The 16,444-nt window shown below is 67.6% G+C and carries 13 protein-coding genes; 6 read left to right on the top strand and 7 right to left on the bottom strand.

The features are described 5' to 3' along the window. The first annotated feature begins 310 nt into the window (after positions 1–310). The 3 genes from V3B64_RS11510 to V3B64_RS11500 all read left to right on the top strand — a co-directional run bounded on the left by V3B64_RS11510 (position 311) and on the right by V3B64_RS11500 (position 3,793). Complete coding sequence (locus V3B64_RS11510; RefSeq protein ID WP_049422603.1) at positions 311–2,341, top strand: NADPH-dependent 2,4-dienoyl-CoA reductase; 2,031 nt, start codon at positions 311–313, stop codon at positions 2,339–2,341. A gap of 297 nt (positions 2,342–2,638) precedes the next feature. Continuing rightward, positions 2,639–3,097, top strand: a complete 459-nt coding sequence (locus tag V3B64_RS11505; RefSeq protein WP_004154513.1) for a cell wall hydrolase — start codon at positions 2,639–2,641, stop codon at positions 3,095–3,097. Between the two features lie 84 nt (positions 3,098–3,181). Continuing rightward, positions 3,182–3,793 carry a glutathione S-transferase N-terminal domain-containing protein gene (locus V3B64_RS11500; protein WP_032130478.1) on the top strand — a complete coding sequence of 204 codons (612 nt, stop codon included), beginning with the start codon at positions 3,182–3,184 and terminating at the stop codon, positions 3,791–3,793. A 67-nt stretch (positions 3,794–3,860) separates the two neighbouring features. Here V3B64_RS11500 and V3B64_RS11495 read toward each other — a convergent pair whose 3' ends face one another. The 6 genes from V3B64_RS11495 to V3B64_RS11470 all read right to left on the bottom strand — a co-directional run bounded on the left by V3B64_RS11495 (position 3,861) and on the right by V3B64_RS11470 (position 10,625). Then, entirely contained in the window at positions 3,861–4,916 is a 1,056-nt protein-coding gene (locus V3B64_RS11495) for a suppressor of fused domain protein (protein ID WP_121504066.1), read from the bottom strand. Between the two features lie 46 nt (positions 4,917–4,962). Further along, on the bottom strand, positions 4,963–5,466 hold the full coding sequence (locus V3B64_RS11490; RefSeq protein ID WP_110711170.1) for a hypothetical protein: 504 nt from the start codon (positions 5,464–5,466) through the stop codon (positions 4,963–4,965). Between the two features lie 273 nt (positions 5,467–5,739). Beyond that, positions 5,740–7,620 carry a propionate--CoA ligase gene (gene prpE / locus V3B64_RS11485; RefSeq protein WP_329914170.1) on the bottom strand — a complete coding sequence of 627 codons (1,881 nt, stop codon included), beginning with the start codon at positions 7,618–7,620 and terminating at the stop codon, positions 5,740–5,742. Between the two features lie 672 nt (positions 7,621–8,292). After that, entirely contained in the window at positions 8,293–8,907 is a 615-nt protein-coding gene (locus tag V3B64_RS11480; protein WP_329893406.1) for an RluA family pseudouridine synthase, read from the bottom strand. Positions 8,908–9,028: 121 nt separating this feature from the next. Further along, positions 9,029–10,015 (bottom strand): malate dehydrogenase, encoded by a 987-nt coding sequence (locus tag V3B64_RS11475; protein WP_329914169.1) that lies wholly within the window; start codon positions 10,013–10,015, stop codon positions 9,029–9,031. 118 nt (positions 10,016–10,133) lie between these two features. Next, positions 10,134–10,625 (bottom strand): peptidylprolyl isomerase, encoded by a 492-nt coding sequence (locus tag V3B64_RS11470; RefSeq protein WP_004153629.1) that lies wholly within the window; start codon positions 10,623–10,625, stop codon positions 10,134–10,136. 274 nt (positions 10,626–10,899) lie between these two features. On the opposite strand from V3B64_RS11470, the gene typA reads away from it, so the two are divergent. The 3 genes from typA to V3B64_RS11455 are packed head-to-tail and all read left to right on the top strand — an operon-like array spanning position 10,900 to position 14,890. Next, complete coding sequence (typA, locus tag V3B64_RS11465; RefSeq protein WP_032129766.1) at positions 10,900–12,747, top strand: translational GTPase TypA; 1,848 nt, start codon at positions 10,900–10,902, stop codon at positions 12,745–12,747. Positions 12,748–12,758: 11 nt separating this feature from the next. Beyond that, positions 12,759–13,226 carry a DUF2127 domain-containing protein gene (locus V3B64_RS11460; RefSeq protein WP_049422416.1) on the top strand — a complete coding sequence of 156 codons (468 nt, stop codon included), beginning with the start codon at positions 12,759–12,761 and terminating at the stop codon, positions 13,224–13,226. A 41-nt stretch (positions 13,227–13,267) separates the two neighbouring features. Beyond that, positions 13,268–14,890 (top strand): amidase, encoded by a 1,623-nt coding sequence (locus tag V3B64_RS11455; protein ID WP_329914168.1) that lies wholly within the window; start codon positions 13,268–13,270, stop codon positions 14,888–14,890. Between the two features lie 138 nt (positions 14,891–15,028). On the opposite strand, the gene V3B64_RS11450 is transcribed toward V3B64_RS11455, so the two are convergent. Then, positions 15,029–16,216, bottom strand: a complete 1,188-nt coding sequence (locus V3B64_RS11450) for a mechanosensitive ion channel family protein (protein WP_329914167.1) — start codon at positions 16,214–16,216, stop codon at positions 15,029–15,031. Between the last annotated feature and the right edge of the window lie 228 nt (positions 16,217–16,444).

Below are 16,444 nucleotides of genomic sequence, written 5' to 3'. Positions count from 1 at the left end.
GCTGGGCTGGTGCGGGATCGGTCGCACCCCGGTAGGGCCGGCCGCTGGCCGGCAGCCGCAGTCCCCCTGATCTGCCCAGGATCCCGGCCAGCGGCCGGCACTACCCCCCGGAGTTCGGGGGGAGCGCCGCAGGCGCGGGGGCGTGGAGGCCGGTAAGTGGGGCCCGCGGTTCGCGCAGCGAATTGCGGGAGCGACAGCACGCACGTGCCGAGCGTACCCGGCCAGCGGCCGGCACTACCCAAAGGCCGGCCCTTGCCCCGGCCGCCGTTTCGCGGCACGCTTCGCGCTTCCGTACGCAAGCGTATCGACAATGTCGCCAGCCAACGAAAGCGCCTACCCCCATCTGTTCGCCCCGCTGGACCTGGGCTTCACCCAGCTGCGCAACCGCGTATTGATGGGCTCGATGCACACCGGCCTGGAGGATCGCGCCCGCGACTTCCCGCGGCTGGCGGCCTACTTCGCCGAACGCGCCGAGGGCGGTGTCGGCCTGATCGTCACCGGTGGCTTCGCGCCGAACGTGGTCGGCTGGCTGAAGCCGTTCGGCGGCAAGCTGTCCTGGCCCTGGGAAGTACGCCCGCACCGTCAGCTCACCGCCGCCGCGCACCAGCACGGCGCGAAGATCTGCCTGCAGCTGCTGCATGCCGGCCGCTATGCCTACCACCCTCTGTCGGTGGCGCCGTCGAAGCTGAAGGCACCGATCAACCCGTTCACCCCGCGTGCGTTGTCGGCCAGCGGCGTCGAGCGGCATATCGCCGACTACGCACGCAGCGCGAAGCTGGCCCGCGAGGCAGGCTACGACGGTGTGGAAGTGATGGGCTCGGAGGGCTACCTCATCAACGAGTTCATCGCCCCGCGCACCAACAAGCGCACCGACCGCTGGGGCGGCGATGCCAACCAGCGCATGCGCTTCGCGGTCGAGATCGTGCGCCGCATCCGCGAGGCCTGTGGCCCGGACTTCATCATCATCTACCGCCTGTCGCTGGTGGACCTGGTGGAAGACGGCAGCAACTGGGAGGAGATCGTGCAGCAGGCGCAGGCCATCGAGGCCGCCGGCGCGACGATCATCAATTCCGGCATCGGCTGGCACGAAGCCCGTATTCCGACCATTGCCACCTCGGTGCCGCGCGCCGCCTTCGCCGGGGTCACCGCCAAGCTCAAGCCGCATGTGAAGGTGCCGCTGGTGGCGACCAACCGCATCAACATGCCCGACGTCGCCGAGCGCATCCTTGCCAGCGGCGGTGCCGACATGGTGTCGCTGGCGCGTCCGCTGCTGGCCGACCCGCAATGGCCCAACAAGGCCCGTGCCGGCCGCGCCGAGGCGATCAACACCTGCATCGCCTGCAACCAGGCCTGCCTGGACCACGTGTTCGAGAACAAGCTGGCCAGCTGCCTGGTCAATCCGCGCGCCGCCCACGAGACCGAGCTGGTCTATCGCCCCACCGCCACGCCGAAGAAAGTTGCCGTGGTCGGTGCTGGCCCGGCAGGCCTGGCGTGTGCCACCGTCGCTGCCCAGCGCGGCCACCAGGTCACCCTGTTCGATGCCAACGAGGAGATCGGCGGCCAGTTCAACGTGGCCAAGCGCATCCCCGGCAAGGAAGAGTTCCACGAGACCCTGCGCTACTTCCGCCACACGCTGGCCGAAACCGGCGTGCAGCTGCGCCTCGGCACCCGCGCCGATGCCGCCACCCTGGCCGGCTTCGACGAGGTGGTGCTGGCCACCGGCATCACCCCGCGCAAGGTCGACTTCCCCGGCGCCGACCACGCCAAGGTGGTCAGCTACCTGGACGTGCTGCTGGGCCGGGTTGAAGTGGGCACCAATGCGGCGATCATCGGCGCCGGCGGCATCGGCTTCGATGTCGGCGAGTTCCTCAGCCACGCAGGTGAGTCACCCTCCCTCGACCCGCAACGCTGGATGGCCGAATGGGGCGTGGACAGCGCGTTCGAGGCCCGCGGCTCGCTGGGCCGGCCCGAGGTCGAGGCGTCACCGCGTCGGCTCTGGCTGCTGCAGCGCAGCCCGGGCAAGCCCGGCGCGCGACTGGGCAAGACCACTGGCTGGATTCACCGCGCCACACTGAAGGCCAAGGGCGTGCGCATGCTCGGTGGCGTCGAGTACCTGGGCGTGGACGACGAGGGCCTGCGCATCCGCGTGGAAGGCAGCGAACAGCTGCTGCCGGTCGACCATGTGGTGATCTGCGCCGGGCAGGAACCGAACCGTGCATTGCAGGCCGAACTGCAGGCCGCCGGCATCAACGCGCAGCTGATCGGGGGTGCCGATGTGGCCGCCGAACTGGATGCGAAGCGGGCCATCGACCAGGGCAGCCGGGTGGCCGCCGCGCTCTGATGAGCGCCTGAATGGGGGGCGGAATGTGATTTCCGTCACCCCTGCCGAACCTGAATGTCAAGCCGGGCGGTTCACGATGCGTTCGGCTATCCCCCCCTACCTTGCGCCATCTTTCCGCTCACCAGCCAGTTTCCGGTGAGCCGGCGCAGCCCCTCGATCGGTACTGATCGTTTCTTTTGGGGCTGCCCACGGGGCGGCCCCGATGGCCGCCTCCCCATGACGCCAAGTCGTACCCCGCCTCCCGTCGCCCCCGCGGCCGGAACCGGAGCGTGCGGCCCATACGGAGCAAGGAGTTATATGAAACTGGCCTGGATTCTCTGGCTGTCGCAGTTGTTGCCTCAGCCGGCCGCTGATTCATTGTGTTTGAGCACCACCGTTTACCTGGAAGCCCGCGACCAGACCCTGCGTGGCCAGCAGGCCGTCGCCGAGGTCGCCCTGCGCCGCCTCGACAGTGGCCTGTGGGGCGACTCCATGTGCCAGGTGGTCACCGCGCGCAAGCAGTTCGCACCGACCATCGTCTCGCCCGGCACCCAACTGGGCAATGATGCGGCCTGGAGCGAGGCGATGAACGTGGCCTTCGACGCCGAGCGCAACTGGGCGCTGCCGGCCGGCGAGCGCCGCGAGATCGTGCCCGGTGCCAGCCACTTCGCCGCGCTGTCCATTGCCAGCCCGAACTGGCGCAATGCCTACCAGGTGGCCACCATCGGCGATCACACCTTCTATAAGGTGCAGAACCTCAAGCCGCGGCAGTCGTAACGATCCGTGCTGGCGGCAGCGTTGCCGCCCGCTGGCAAGCTCTGGGATAGTGGGCGTTTCCCGCCCGCATCACCTGGAGTTCCCATGAAGCTGTACAGCAAGCCCGGTGCCTGTTCCACCGCCGACCACATCGCCCTGCAGTGGACCGGCCAGCCGTTCGAGGTTGAGCTGCTGAACAAGGACACCCTGAAGGGCCCGGAATTCCTCAAGATCAATCCGGCCGGTGCCGTCCCCGCACTGGTCGACGGCGACTTCGTGCTGCTGCAGAACGCCGCGATCATGGGCTATATCGCCGACAGCTTCCCGCAGGCCGGCCTCGGCGGCGACGGCAGCCCGCGCCAGCGCGCCGAAGCCACCCGCTGGCTGGCCTTCGTCAATTCCGATGTGCATCCGGCCTTCTCGCCACTGTTCGCGCCGGGCAAGTTCATTGCCGACGAGAGCCAGTTCGATGCGATCCGCGCCGCCGCGCACAAGCGCCTGCGCGCCCTGTTCGAGACCGCCGACAAGCAGCTGGCCGACAAGCCGTGGCTGGCCGGCTTCCGCAGCTTCGCCGACCCGTACTTCTACATCACGCTGCGCTGGGCCGCCGGCACCAAGGTCGACCTGTCCGGCCTGGACAACCTGGCCGCCTACAAGGCGCGCATGGATGCCGATGCCGGCGTGCAGGCCGCGCTGAAGGCCGAAGGCCTGGCCTGAGCCAGACCATGGGTCGGAGCCGTCTGCACAGCAGACGGCTCTGCCCCCATCGGTGCAATCGCCACACTCAGCCGATCTGGCGGATCACTTCGCCCTTGGCATCGCGCAGGTAGGTGGGCACCACTTCGATGCGCAGCGCCGCCGCCACCGGGTAGATGCCGCGCTCGGCACGCACGCCCGCCAAGGCTTCCAGACCCGTCTCGTCCAGTGCCCAGCGCGCGCTGTCGGCCGATACCTCGCCGGTTTCACCGCGCGCGGCCGGAATGAATTCCCACTGCCGCTCGCGGCTGACCAGTTCCAGTGATTTGCCGTGGCGCAGGCGCAATGGCAGCAGCTCGCACACGCTGGCCACCTGGCCCGCACCGAGCACCAGGGTGGTGACGCCCGCCTCCTGGCGCCAGTCCAGCGTCTCGATGAACAGCATACCGGTGCTGGAGCCCTCGCGCTCGCTGCCGGTCTGCACCTGTGCAGCCAATGCCGGATCCTCCAGCAGGTTGCCGCGATGCAGGTCGCTGATCCACAGCGGCATCGCCGGTTGCAGCGCCTGCAGCACGCCGCGCGTCGACCAGCGCTTGACCGCTTCCATCTCCTCATCGGTCAGCCCGACCAGCTGCAGGAACTGCAGGTGGCCATTGGCGGTGTCGCGTGCGGGCAACTGCGGATCTGCGACGAAGGCCAGATGGCACAAGCGCGTGTTGGTCTCCAACGCGATCGGGCCGTTGGCGTTGAGGTGATGGCCATCCTCGAACACGTTGCCACTGCCGAACACATAGCGCGCCAGGTTCTGCAGCAGGTTCATCGGCCACACCGGTGGCGTGCTGCCGGCGTTCTCACCGGCGTCGGCAGCGAGGCGGAAGGTCAGCTCGAAACCATAGCCACTGGCGGTGGCATCACTGCTCTCCTTGGCGTACAGCTCGGAGAAGCCGTAGGTGATGTAATGCCAATGCGGTACCGGCGCATCCGCCCAGTACACGCTGATGCCATCGAGCGGATCCTGGCCACCGAGCGTGTACGGAAGCGCGGTGCCGAAGTGACGCGGTTCCTGCCCGGCATACAGCGGCGCCAGCGCCGCATTGATCGCGTCCCAGCCGGGGGTATCGGTGTCGTCGTGGTCGTCCTGCACGCGGGACTCCTTGTGGGGAAGTGAACCGATCACTTTACGCGGTGGCTCAGGCCTGCACGACCTCGCCGCCGCCATTGACCACGGCCGCCTGGGTCTCCTGCCACCAGCGCTGCGCCAGCGCCGGGCTGCGTGCCTTGCCCACCGCCGCCAGCAGTTCCGGGCACAGGCGTTCCAGTGCCAGCGCATCGGTGCAGCGTTCGATCTTCAACTGCATGAAATAGCCCTTCAGGCCCAGATGCCGACGCACGGCCTCACTCATCGCGTCGTACAGCTGCTGGTACAGCGCCGGATCCTGTTCGCGGCCGGTACTGATGCCGCGCGCCGGTGTGGCTTCGGCACTGCCACCGATCACTTCGATCAGGCCCTGCGCGGCCAACTGCTCCAGTGCATCCGGCGGTGCCCGCAGGCCTTCGAACAGGCCGCGCAATTCAGTGTCATCGCGATGGCCGTCGACCATCAGCAGGATCGAACGCAGTGCCGCCGGCAGGCGCCGCCCCCGGTCTTCGATTTCCTGACGGCCAGCAGCCGTCTTGGCGTGCAGCAAAGCCATTGCCTCCCCCCAATCCTCGATGCGCAATGCCAGCGCGCCCTGGCGGGCACGCTCCCCTGTGTGCCATCCCCGGACGGCACGCGCCTTCCCCGGCGCGCGCCGCGTATTGCAGGTCGATGACAGGCCGAGCTTAGCGCAAGTGCTGCGGGTAGTGGCGGGGGCGGGGGGGCCCCCCGCGGGCTGGTGGTGGGGGGGGGGGCGCGGGCGGCGCGCCGGGGCCCCCCCCCCCCCCGCTCGGGCGGGCCCCCCCCCCCCCCCCCCCCCACTACCAGGTCAACGTCCCAGCGCGCGGCGGATCTCCTCCAGCGCGCTGGGGTCGTCCAGCGTCGACAGGTCACCCGGGTCGCGCTGCTCGGCCAGCGCCTGCAACGAGCGCCGCAGCAGCTTGCCAGAGCGGGTCTTGGGCAAGGCATTGACCACGTGCACGTGCGCCGGGCGCGCGACCGCACCAAGCGAAGTCGTCACCGTCGCCATCATCTCGGCCACCACCGGCGCCGGATCCTCGCCATCGAGCCCCTGCTTGAGAGTGACGAACACCAGCGGCACCTGCCCCTTCAGTTCGTCCTTGACCCCGATCACCGCCGCCTCGGCCACGCGCGGATGACTGGAAATGGCCTCCTCGATCTCGCGCGTGCCCAGGCGGTGCCCGGCCACGTTGATCACATCGTCGGTACGGCCGAGGATGAAGGTATAACCATCGTCGTCACGGATCGCCCAGTCCAGCGAGCTGTACAGCAGCTCCTTGAAGTGGCTGAAGTAGCTCTGCAGGAAACGGCTGTCGTCGTTCCACACCGTGCTCATGCAGCCCGGCGGCAGCGGCGGCGACACCACCAGCACGCCCTTCTGCCCCGGTGCCACTTCCTCGCCGGTGTTCTCGTCGATCACCTTCATCCGGTAGCCGAGATTGGGGAACCCGGGCGAGCCGAAACGCACCGGCTTCATCTCCAGGCCCGGCAGCAGGGTCAGTGCCGGCCAGCCGGTTTCGGTCTGCCAGTAGTTGTCGATGATCGGCTTGCCGAGCGCTTCGCTGATCCAGTGCGCGGTCGGTTCGTCCAGCGGCTCGCCGGCCAGGAACAGGTACTTCAGCGCGCCCAGGTCGTGGCGATGGATGAAGTCCGCGTCGTGCTTCTTCAGCACGCGGATGGCGGTGGGCGACGAGAACATCGTGCGCACGTTGTACTGCTCGCACAGCGCCCACCAGATGCCCGGATCCGGGTTGGTCGGCAGCCCTTCGTAGAGCAGCGAGGTGCAGCCGCCGATCAGCGGGCCGTACACGTTGTAGGAATGGCCGACCGCCCAGCCGACGTCGGAGGTGGAGAACATCACCTGGCCCGGCCTGCAGTCGAACACCGTTTCCATCGACTGCGCCATCGCCACCGCATAGCCCCCCACATCGCGCTGCACGCCCTTCGGCTTGCCGGTGGTGCCGGAGGTATACAGCAGATAGCTCGGCTCGCTCGCTTCCAGCCACTGCACCGGCACGTCGACTTCACCGATCTGCGCACGCAGCTCGGCGTAGTCCACATCGCGGCCCGGCACGCGTGGTTCGGCGGCATCCAGCCCACGCGACACGATCAGCACGTGCGGCGGTGGCGACGTGGCTTCGGCGCAGGCGGCGTCGACCATCGGCTTGTACGGAATCAACTTGCCACCGCGCATGCCGGCATCGGCGGCGATCAGCAGCTTGGGCTTGGCGTCGTCGATGCGCAGCGCCAGGTTGTGCGCGGCAAAGCCACCGAACACGACCGAATGCACGGCGCCGATGCGCGCACAGGCGAGCATCGCGAATACCGCCTCGGCCATGTTCGGCATGTAGATCACCACGCGATCGCCGTGGCCGACGCCGAGGTGGTTGAGCACGGCGGCGAAGTCGTTCACTTCGCGATACAGCTGGCGATAGGTGATTTCGCGGGTGCTGTTGGTTTCGGTGGAAATGGCGACCAGTGCGAGCTGGTCGGCGCGCTCGGCCAGGTGGCGGTCGACGGCGTTGTAGCAGAGATTGGTTTCACCACCGACGAACCAGCGCCGGAACGGCGGGTTGCTGTAGTCGAGCACCTGCTGCGGCGGTTTGTGCCAATGGATGCGCTTGGCTTCCTCGCCCCAGAAGGCCTCCGGCTCGTCGATCGAGCGACGGTAGGTTTCCTCGTAGTTCATGACGCAGCCCTCCCAGACAAAGTCATGGGTTCGAGGATAGTCCGGCGCTGGCGCGCGGGCCGCCCTACCTTGGTAGGGGGTGGGGTTCTGTTCTGCAGGGCTTGCAGCCCTGCACCTGCAGAGGCCGAAGCAACAGCAGAAGCTGGTTTCCTGGGGGATGGCGGGGTGGGGGGGGGGGGGGGGGGGGGGGGGGGGGGGCCGGGGGGGGGGGGGGGGGGGCGCGGCCGGCGGCGCCCCCCCCCCCCCCCCCCCCCCCCCCCCCCCCCCCGCCTTCGACAGTTTCCTGCGATCTGTCGGAAAGGCGTATTGCTCTGGTAGATGTCGACCTTGGTCGACTGCTCTGGTGGGTGTCGACCTTGGTCGACACGGTAGATCCACGCCATGCGTGGATGATTCATTCGATATCTGACAGAAGAATCGTGTCGACCAAGGTCGACACCTACCAACAGCCGCGCGGAACAAAGCCGCAGTTACCAACAGCCGCGGGAACCTGTCGAAGGTGGGACGGTGTCGGAGTGCGGGGTGTCAGCCGCATGGATGCGGCTGCCAAGCCTACAGGGACGTACTTGCGGCGTCCCCGCACTCCGACACCGTCCCGCCAACCCACGGATAGCCCGCTTCTGACGTTGACGTTGATTCTGCAGGTGCAGGGCTGCAAGCCCTGCCGAGCCCCTAGAACGGAGTCGCGGACTCGAACGCGAGCGGCTCGCCCGTCACTGGATGGGTGAACCGCAGGCTGCGCGCATGCAGATGCACACGCTGCGCCGGCGCGGCGTCATACAGCACATCGCCAACGATGGGATGGCCGAGACTGGCCATGTGCAGGCGCAGCTGATGGCTGCGGCCAGTGATCGGTTCCAACGCCACGCGGGTGCGCTGCGCTTCAACATCACGTGCCATTACGTGCCAACGTGTCAGCGCCGGTTTGCCGCGTTCGTGATCGACCATCTGCTTCGGCCGGTTCGGCCAGTCCACGATCAACGGCAGGTCCACTTCGCCGGCATCGCCTTCAGGCAGCCCCTCCACGATCGCTTCGTAACGCTTGCCAACCTGGCGCTGCTCGAACTGCATCGACAACGCCACCTGCATGTCCTTCCCGCGCGCATGCAGCAGCAGGCCGGAGGTCACCTGGTCCAGGCGGTGCACGGTCAGTGCATCCGGGTACAGCGCCTGCAGGCGCGCGACCACGCAGTCCTGGTTCTCGGCGCTGCGGCCAGGCACGGACAGCAGGCCGGCCGGCTTCTCGGCCACCAGCAGCGCGTCGTCGATGTAATGCAGGTGGATCATCAGTTCCTGTATTCCTCAAACAGCAACGGGGAAGCCTGAGCTTCCCCGTTGCTGCGTACCGACCAGCGGTCGGTACCTACCTTGATGGAAGACGTACCGGCTCGCGCCGGTACCGCCTGCATCAGCCCAGCAGGTGGGCGACGCCGGCGCGCTCTTCTTCCAGCTCGGCCAGGGTCTTGTCGATGTACTTCTGGCTGAAGTCGTCGATCGGCAGATCCTTGACCAGGGTGTACTTGCCGTTCTCGGTGGTCACGGCGAAGCCGAAGATCACGCCTTCCGGAATGCCGTAGGAACCGTCGGACGGCACGCCCATGGTGACCCACTTGCCGTTGCTGCCCAGCACCCAGTCACGCACATGGTCGATGGCTGCGTTGGCGGCCGAAGCAGCCGAGGACGAGCCACGGGCTTCGATGATCGCCGCGCCGCGCTTGCCGACGGTCGGGATGAAGGTGTTGGCGTTCCACTCCTGGTCGTTGATCGCATCGGCGATCGACGCACCATCGGCGGCGGCGAAACGGTAGTCCGGGTACATGGTCGGGCTGTGGTTGCCCCAAACGACCAGCTTCTCCATGCCACCGACCGGCTTGCCGAGCTTGGTCGACAGCTGGCTCAGCGCGCGGTTGTGGTCCAGGCGCAGCATGGCGGTGAAGTTCTCCGGCTTCAGGTCCGGGGCCGACTTCATCGCGATGTAGGCGTTGGTGTTGGCCGGGTTACCGACCACCAGCACCTTCACGTCACGGCTGGCGACCTTGTTCAGCGCCGCGCCCTGGGCGGTGAAGATCTTGGCGTTTTCCAGCAGCAGGTCCTTGCGCTCCATGCCCGGGCCACGCGGACGTGCGCCGACCAGCAGAGCGATGTCGGCGTCCTTGAACGCGACTTCGGCATCATCGGTGCCGACCATGCCGGCCAGCAGCGGGAAGGCGCAGTCTTCCAGCTCCATCATCACGCCCTTCAGGGCGGCCTGGGCCTTGTCGACCGGCAGTTCCAGCAGCTGCAGGATGACCGGCTGGTCCTTGCCCAGCATTTCGCCGGAGGCGATGCGGAACAGCAGGGCATAACCGATCTGGCCGGCGGCGCCGGTCACGGCAACACGAACGGGTGCTTTCATGGGGGTTTCCTCTTGCTTGCAAGCGTTTGATGGGACGCCGCGGGCGTGGCCACGCAGGCCTGGCGGGCGGCGGGGAACAGGGAAACGGCCACCCGAGGGTGGCCGTTTCGAAGGGGGATCAGGCGGCGAGGTGCTTGTTCCACTCCGCGACGCGCTCGGCCTGGGCGGCCAGCACGGCGTCGACGTCGCCTTCCAGGGTGATCGAATGGATCACGTCGCCCTGCTTGACCGAATCGACGATGGCCTGGCCTTCCAGGACCTTGCCGAAGACGGTGTGGCGGCCGTCCAGCCAGTCGGTCTTGATGTGGGTGATGAAGAACTGGCTGCCGTTGGTGTTCGGGCCGGCGTTGGCCATCGACAGCGAGCCGACCTCGTGCTTCACGCCATTCTTCTCGTCTTCGAACTTGTAGCCCGGGCCGCCGGTGCCACGACCCTGCGGGCAGCCGCCCTGGATCATGAAGTCGGCGATCACGCGGTGGAAGATCAGGCCGTCATAGAAACCGTGCTTGACCAGGTTCACGAAGTTGGCCACGGTCAGCGGCGCCTTGTCGGCGAACAGCTCGACCTTGATCGGGCCCTGGGTGGTGTCGAAAGTGGCGATGAGGGACATGAAGATCCTTGATGCAGATGGGGAACGCGTCTAGCCACCTAGTTTACACCTGCCTCGTGGCGGCGGCGGCTTCGACCATGGGCGCAGATCCGGGCTTCAGCCACGGGACGGGGTGCCCCGCGGTGCAGGCCAGGCGGCCTCGACCGGCGCCGCGGCCCCCCAGCTGAATGGGCCCCATGACGGGTGTGAAATCCACCTTTTCGCGAATCGTCAAGTTCGACGTATAATGTTGGACTTCTTTTTCCAAATCCGGCGCCGACTGGCCCCCTTTCGTATGTCCATCGAAAATCTTCGCAACATCGCCATCGTCGCCCACGTCGACCATGGCAAGACCACCCTGGTCGACCAGCTGCTGAAGCAGTCCGGCACCCTGTCCGAGCGTACCGTCCTCGCCGAGCGCGTGATGGACAGCAACGACCAGGAAAAGGAACGCGGCATCACCATCCTGGCCAAGAACACCGCCATCACCTGGGAAGACAAGAAGACCGGCATCAAGAACCGGATCAACATCGTCGACACCCCCGGCCACGCCGACTTCGGTGGTGAGGTCGAGCGCGTGCTGTCGATGGTCGACACCGTGCTGATCCTGGTCGATGCGATGGACGGCCCGATGCCGCAGACCCGCTTCGTGACCCAGAAGGCCTTCGCGATGGGCTTCAAGCCGATCGTCGTGGTCAACAAGGTCGACCGTCCGGGCGCCCGTCCGGAATGGGTGATCGACCAGGTCTTCGACCTGTTCGACAAGCTCGGCGCCACCAACGAGCAGCTGGACTTCCCGATCGTCTACGCCTCCGGCCTGAACGGCTACGCTGGCCTGGAAGACACCGTGCGCGACGGCGACATGACCCCGCTGTACGAAGCGATCATGCAGCACGCGCCGCGTCCGGAAGTGGACCCGGAAGGCCCGTTCCAGATGCGCATCAGCCAGCTGGACTACAACAACTTCGTGGGCGTGATCGGCATCGGCCGCATCCAGCGCGGCACCCTGAAGAAGAACATGCAGGTCGCGGTCATCGACCGTGAAGGCAAGAAGCGCAACGGCAAGGTGCTGCAGGTACTGGGCTTCATGGGCCTGGAGCGCATCGAGCAGGATACCGCCGAGGCCGGCGACATCGTGGCCATCTCCGGCATCCAGGAGCTGACCATCTCCGACACCATCTGCGCCCCGGATACCCCGGAAGCGCTGCCGGCGCTGACCGTCGACGAGCCGACCATCTCGATGACCTTCCAGGTCAACAACTCGCCGTTCGCCGGCAACAAGGACCTGTCCGGTGGCAAGTTCCTGACCAGCCGCCAGATCAAGGACCGCCTGGACCGTGAAAAGGTCCACAACGTGGCCCTGAAGGTCGAGCAGCTGGAAGACGCCGACAAGTTCCTGGTCTCCGGCCGTGGCGAACTGCACCTGTCGGTGCTGATCGAGAACATGCGTCGCGAGGGCTACGAGCTGGCCGTGTCGCGCCCGGAAGTGATCATCAAGGAAATCGACGGCCAGATGATGGAGCCGATCGAGCAGCTGGTGGTGGACATCGAAGAAATCCACCAGGGCGGCGTGATGGAAAAGCTGGGCACCCGCAAGGGCCAGCTGAAGAACATGGAATCGGACGGCAAGGGCCGCGTGCGCCTGGAATACTCGATCCCGGCCCGTGGCCTGATCGGTTTCCAGAACGAGTTCAAGACCCTGACCCAGGGTTCGGGCCTGCTGTTCCACGTGTTCGACCACTACGGCCCGAAGGAACAGGGCGCGATCGCCAAGCGCATCAACGGCGTGATGATCGCCAATGCGCCGGGCACCACGCCGGCCTACTCGCTGGGCCCGCTGCAGGAGCGCGGCAAGCTCTTCGCTGCTGAAGGCGACAACGTGTATGAAGGTCAGCTGGTCGGCATCCACTCCAAGGACAACGACCTGACCGTCAACGCGATCAAGACCAAGCCGCTGACCAACATGCGCGCTTCGGGCAAGGACGATGCGATCCAGCTGACCCCGGCGATCAAGTACTCGCTGGAACAGGCCCTGGACTTCATCGAAGACGACGAGCTGGTCGAGATCACCCCGAAGGAGATCCGTCTGCGCAAGAAGTTCCTGACCGAAAGCGACCGCAAGAAGGCTTCGCGCGGCGGCTGAGCCAGCACCCCGTGAACCTGAGCGGCTACAACCCGGATCCACACCGGCATCCGGGTCTCCATGTCATCGCCCTGCTCGAAGCGAGCAAGGCGATGCTGGCGCTGTTGGCCGCCACCGGGCTGGAAGTGCTCGGACCGCAGCCGCTACGGCACGGCATCATGGCCCTGATCCGGCGTTTCAGCCTGGATCCGGACCATGGCACCCTGCCCTCGCTGCTGCACATGATCAGCCCCGACGCGGTCCACCTGGCCGCGGCGGGGATGATCGGCTACGGCCTGCTGCACCTGGTCGAAGCCTGGGGCCTGTGGCGGGCCAAGGCCTGGGCCTCCTGGCTGGGCTGCCTGACCGCCGCCCTGTACCTGCCTTTCGACATCTTCGCGATCATCCGCCACCCCGGCTGGCCGTCGTGGACGATCCTGGCGATCAACCTGATCGTGGTCTACGTGCTCGCCCGCGACCTGCGCAAGCGCCACCGCTGAGCACCGGCTACACTGGGGATTGGAGCCGACCAAGCCGCCCCATGCGCCCGTCCTTGCCGCCTCTGCTGACCTGCCTGCTCGCCGCGCTGCCGGCGCTGCTTTCGGCTGGCTGCAGCCCGGCCACGCCCACCGCGCATGCGGCCGAACCTGCGAGCCGCAACGTGCCGTTCCCGTACGCCGAAACCGATGTCGCCGACCTGCAGGCGCGGATGACCGCCGGGGAACTGGACAGCACCACCCTGACCCAGGCCTACCTGCAGCGCATCGCCGCGCTGGACCGCACCGGGCCGCGCCTGCGCGCGGTGATCGAGCTCAACCCCGATGCCCTGAAGGAAGCCGCCGCGCGCGACCGCGAACGCCGTGACGGCCGCCTGCGCGGCCCGCTGCATGGCATCCCGCTGCTGTTGAAGGACAACATCAGCGCCGCGCCGATGGCCACCAGTGCGGGTTCGCTGGCCCTGCAGGGCTTCCGCCCGGATGACGCCTACCTGGTGCGCCGGCTGCGCGACGCCGGTGCGGTGGTGCTGGGCAAGACCAACCTCAGCGAATGGGCCAACTTCCGCGGCAATGATTCGATCTCCGGCTGGAGCGCGCGTGGCGGCCAGACCCGCAACCCCTATCGCATCAGCCATTCGCCGTGTGGTTCCAGCAGCGGCAGCGCGGTGGCCGTGGCCGCCAACCTGGCCAGCGTGGCGATCGGCACCGAAACCGACGGCAGCATCGTCTGCCCGGCGGCGATCAACGGCGTGGTCGGCCTGAAGCCGACGGTCGGCCTGGTCAGCCGCGACGGCATCATCCCGATCTCCTTCAGCCAGGACACTGCCGGGCCGATGGCACGCAGCGTCGCCGACGCTGCCGCCGTGCTGACCGCGATCGCCGGCCGCGACGATGCCGATCCGGCCACCGCGACCATGCCCGGCCGCGCGGTCTACGACTACACCGCGCGACTGGACCCGCAGGGCCTGCGCGGCAAGCGCATCGGCCTGCTGCAGACGCCCCTGCTGAAGTACCGTGGCATGCCGCCACTGATCGAACAGGCGGCAACCGAGCTGCGCCGCGCCGGCGCCGTGGTGGTGCCGGTGGAGCTGCCCAACCAGGGCGCCTGGGCCGAGGCCGAGCGCACGCTGCTGCTGTACGAATTCAAGGCCGGGCTGGAGCGCTATTTCAGCACCCACCGCGCACCATTGCGCAGCCTGGCCGAACTGATCGCCTTCAACCAGGCGCACAGCAAGCAGGAACTGGGCCTGTTCGGCCAGGAGCTGCTGGTGGAGGCCGATGCCACCGCCGGCCTGGCCGACCCCGCCTATATCCGCGCCCGCAGCGATGCGCGCCGGCTGGCCGGCCCGGAAGGCATCGATGCTGCCCTCGCCGCCCACCAGCTCGATGCGCTGGTGGCGCCGACCACCGGCGTGGCATGGCCGATCCGCAGCGAAGGCGACGACTTCCCCGGTGAAAGCTACAGCGCCGCCGCCGTGGCCGGCTATCCCAGCCTCACCGTGCCGATGGGGCAGATCGATGGTCTGCCGGTCGGTCTGCTGTTCATGGGCACCGCCTGGAGCGAGCCGAAGCTGATCGAGATGGCCTATGCCTATGAGCAGCGCACGCGCGCGCGGCGACCACCGCACTTCGATACCGACGCACTGATCGACGCTGGCGAGCCGTGATCCGGTAGTGCCGGGCGCGGGGCGGCCGGGGCCGCGGTTGGGGGCCGCGGGCCGGGGGCGCCGCCCGCGGGGGCGGCGCTCCGGCGTGCGGCGGGCCCGTGTCCCCCCCCCCCGGGGGCCCCCCCCCCCCCCCCGGCGCTACCGTCCGGGTTCCGGCTCCACCGGCACGATCGCCGCCTCACCATCTTCAGCACCCGGCGAACGCACATCCGCGGTGCGTGCACGTGGACCACGCGGCATATCCAGCTCATCTTCGTGTTGCAGCCGCGCACGCACCTGCGGCAGCGACTGCGGATGCTCGCGCGCCAGGAAATCGAGCATGCGCTCGCGCACCAGGCAACGCAGATCGAAGGCATCGCCCGAGCTGCGCGCGCTGACCAGCAGGCGCACCTGGATCGCACGCTCGCTGGTCTCGGTCACCTGGGTCACGCAGACCCGGCCATCCCACAGCGCTTCGCCACGGCAGATGCGTTCCAGCTCAGCGCGGATCGCGGCAATCGGCGCACGGTAGTCCAACCACAGGAACGCGGTGCCGAGCAGGTCGGCGCTGCGCCGCGTCCAGTTCTGGAACGGGTTCTCGATGAACCAGGTCAGCGGCACCACCATCCGTCGCTCATCCCAGATGCGCACCACCACATAGCTGCTGCCGATCTCCTCGATGCGGCCCCACTCGCCCTCGACGATCACCACGTCATCCAGCCGGATCGGCTGCGTCACCGCAATCTGCAGGCCAGCGATCAGGTTGCCGAACACCGGCTTGGCCGCGATACCCGCCACCAGGCCGATCAGGCCTGCCGATGCCAGCAGCGCGGTGCCGATCTTCTGCACCATCGGGAAGGTCAACAGCACCAGCGATGCGCCCAGCACGATGATGCCGCCCATCAGCACGCGGCTGAGCACCCGCGTCTGGGTCTGGATGCGGCGCGCTTCCAGATTGTCGGAGACATCGATGGGATGACTGCGCAGGATCGCGCGCTCGCCCGCCGCCACCGCGCGTACCAGCAACCAGATGAAGCACGCGGTCAGCGCGATGTGCAGCACATGCTGCAGGTTGCCCAGCACCGGATCCTGCAGTGGCGTGGCCTGCAATGCGGGAATCAACAACAGCAGCGGCCATGCGGTGGCCAGTGGCAACCCGAGCACGCGACCGATGCGTGCACGCCGGCGATCACGCCCTTTCAATCGATGGTAGATCCAGAGGATCAGCCACGCGCCGATGCCACCCACTACTGCTGCCAATCCCAACGGCCATGCGTAGGCCTGTGCGCTTTGCCAGTGCACCGTTGCCACCTCCACTCGAACAGCCAAGCGGACAGCCTCGCGCATGGCGCATGAGCGTCACGTCAGTCGTTCGTAAGGAGGGTGTTGCTCGGCAGGGCTTGCAGCCCTGCACCTGCTGCGAGCTGGAGCAACAGCAACAGCAACAGCAACAGCAGAAGCGGGTTTCCTGTGGGATGGCGGGGTGGGTCCGGTTGCGGGAGACGCCGTAAACCCGTCCATGGGGGCTTGGCCGCGGCATCCATGCCGCGGACACTCCCGCAACCGGACCCACCC

The organism is Stenotrophomonas sp. SMYL86, from assembly GCF_036320025.1.
GTDB lineage: Bacteria > Pseudomonadota > Gammaproteobacteria > Xanthomonadales > Xanthomonadaceae > Stenotrophomonas > Stenotrophomonas maltophilia_A.
The sequence above is the reverse complement of the archived record's forward strand: the minus strand, read 5'-3'. Positions and strand labels throughout refer to the sequence as shown.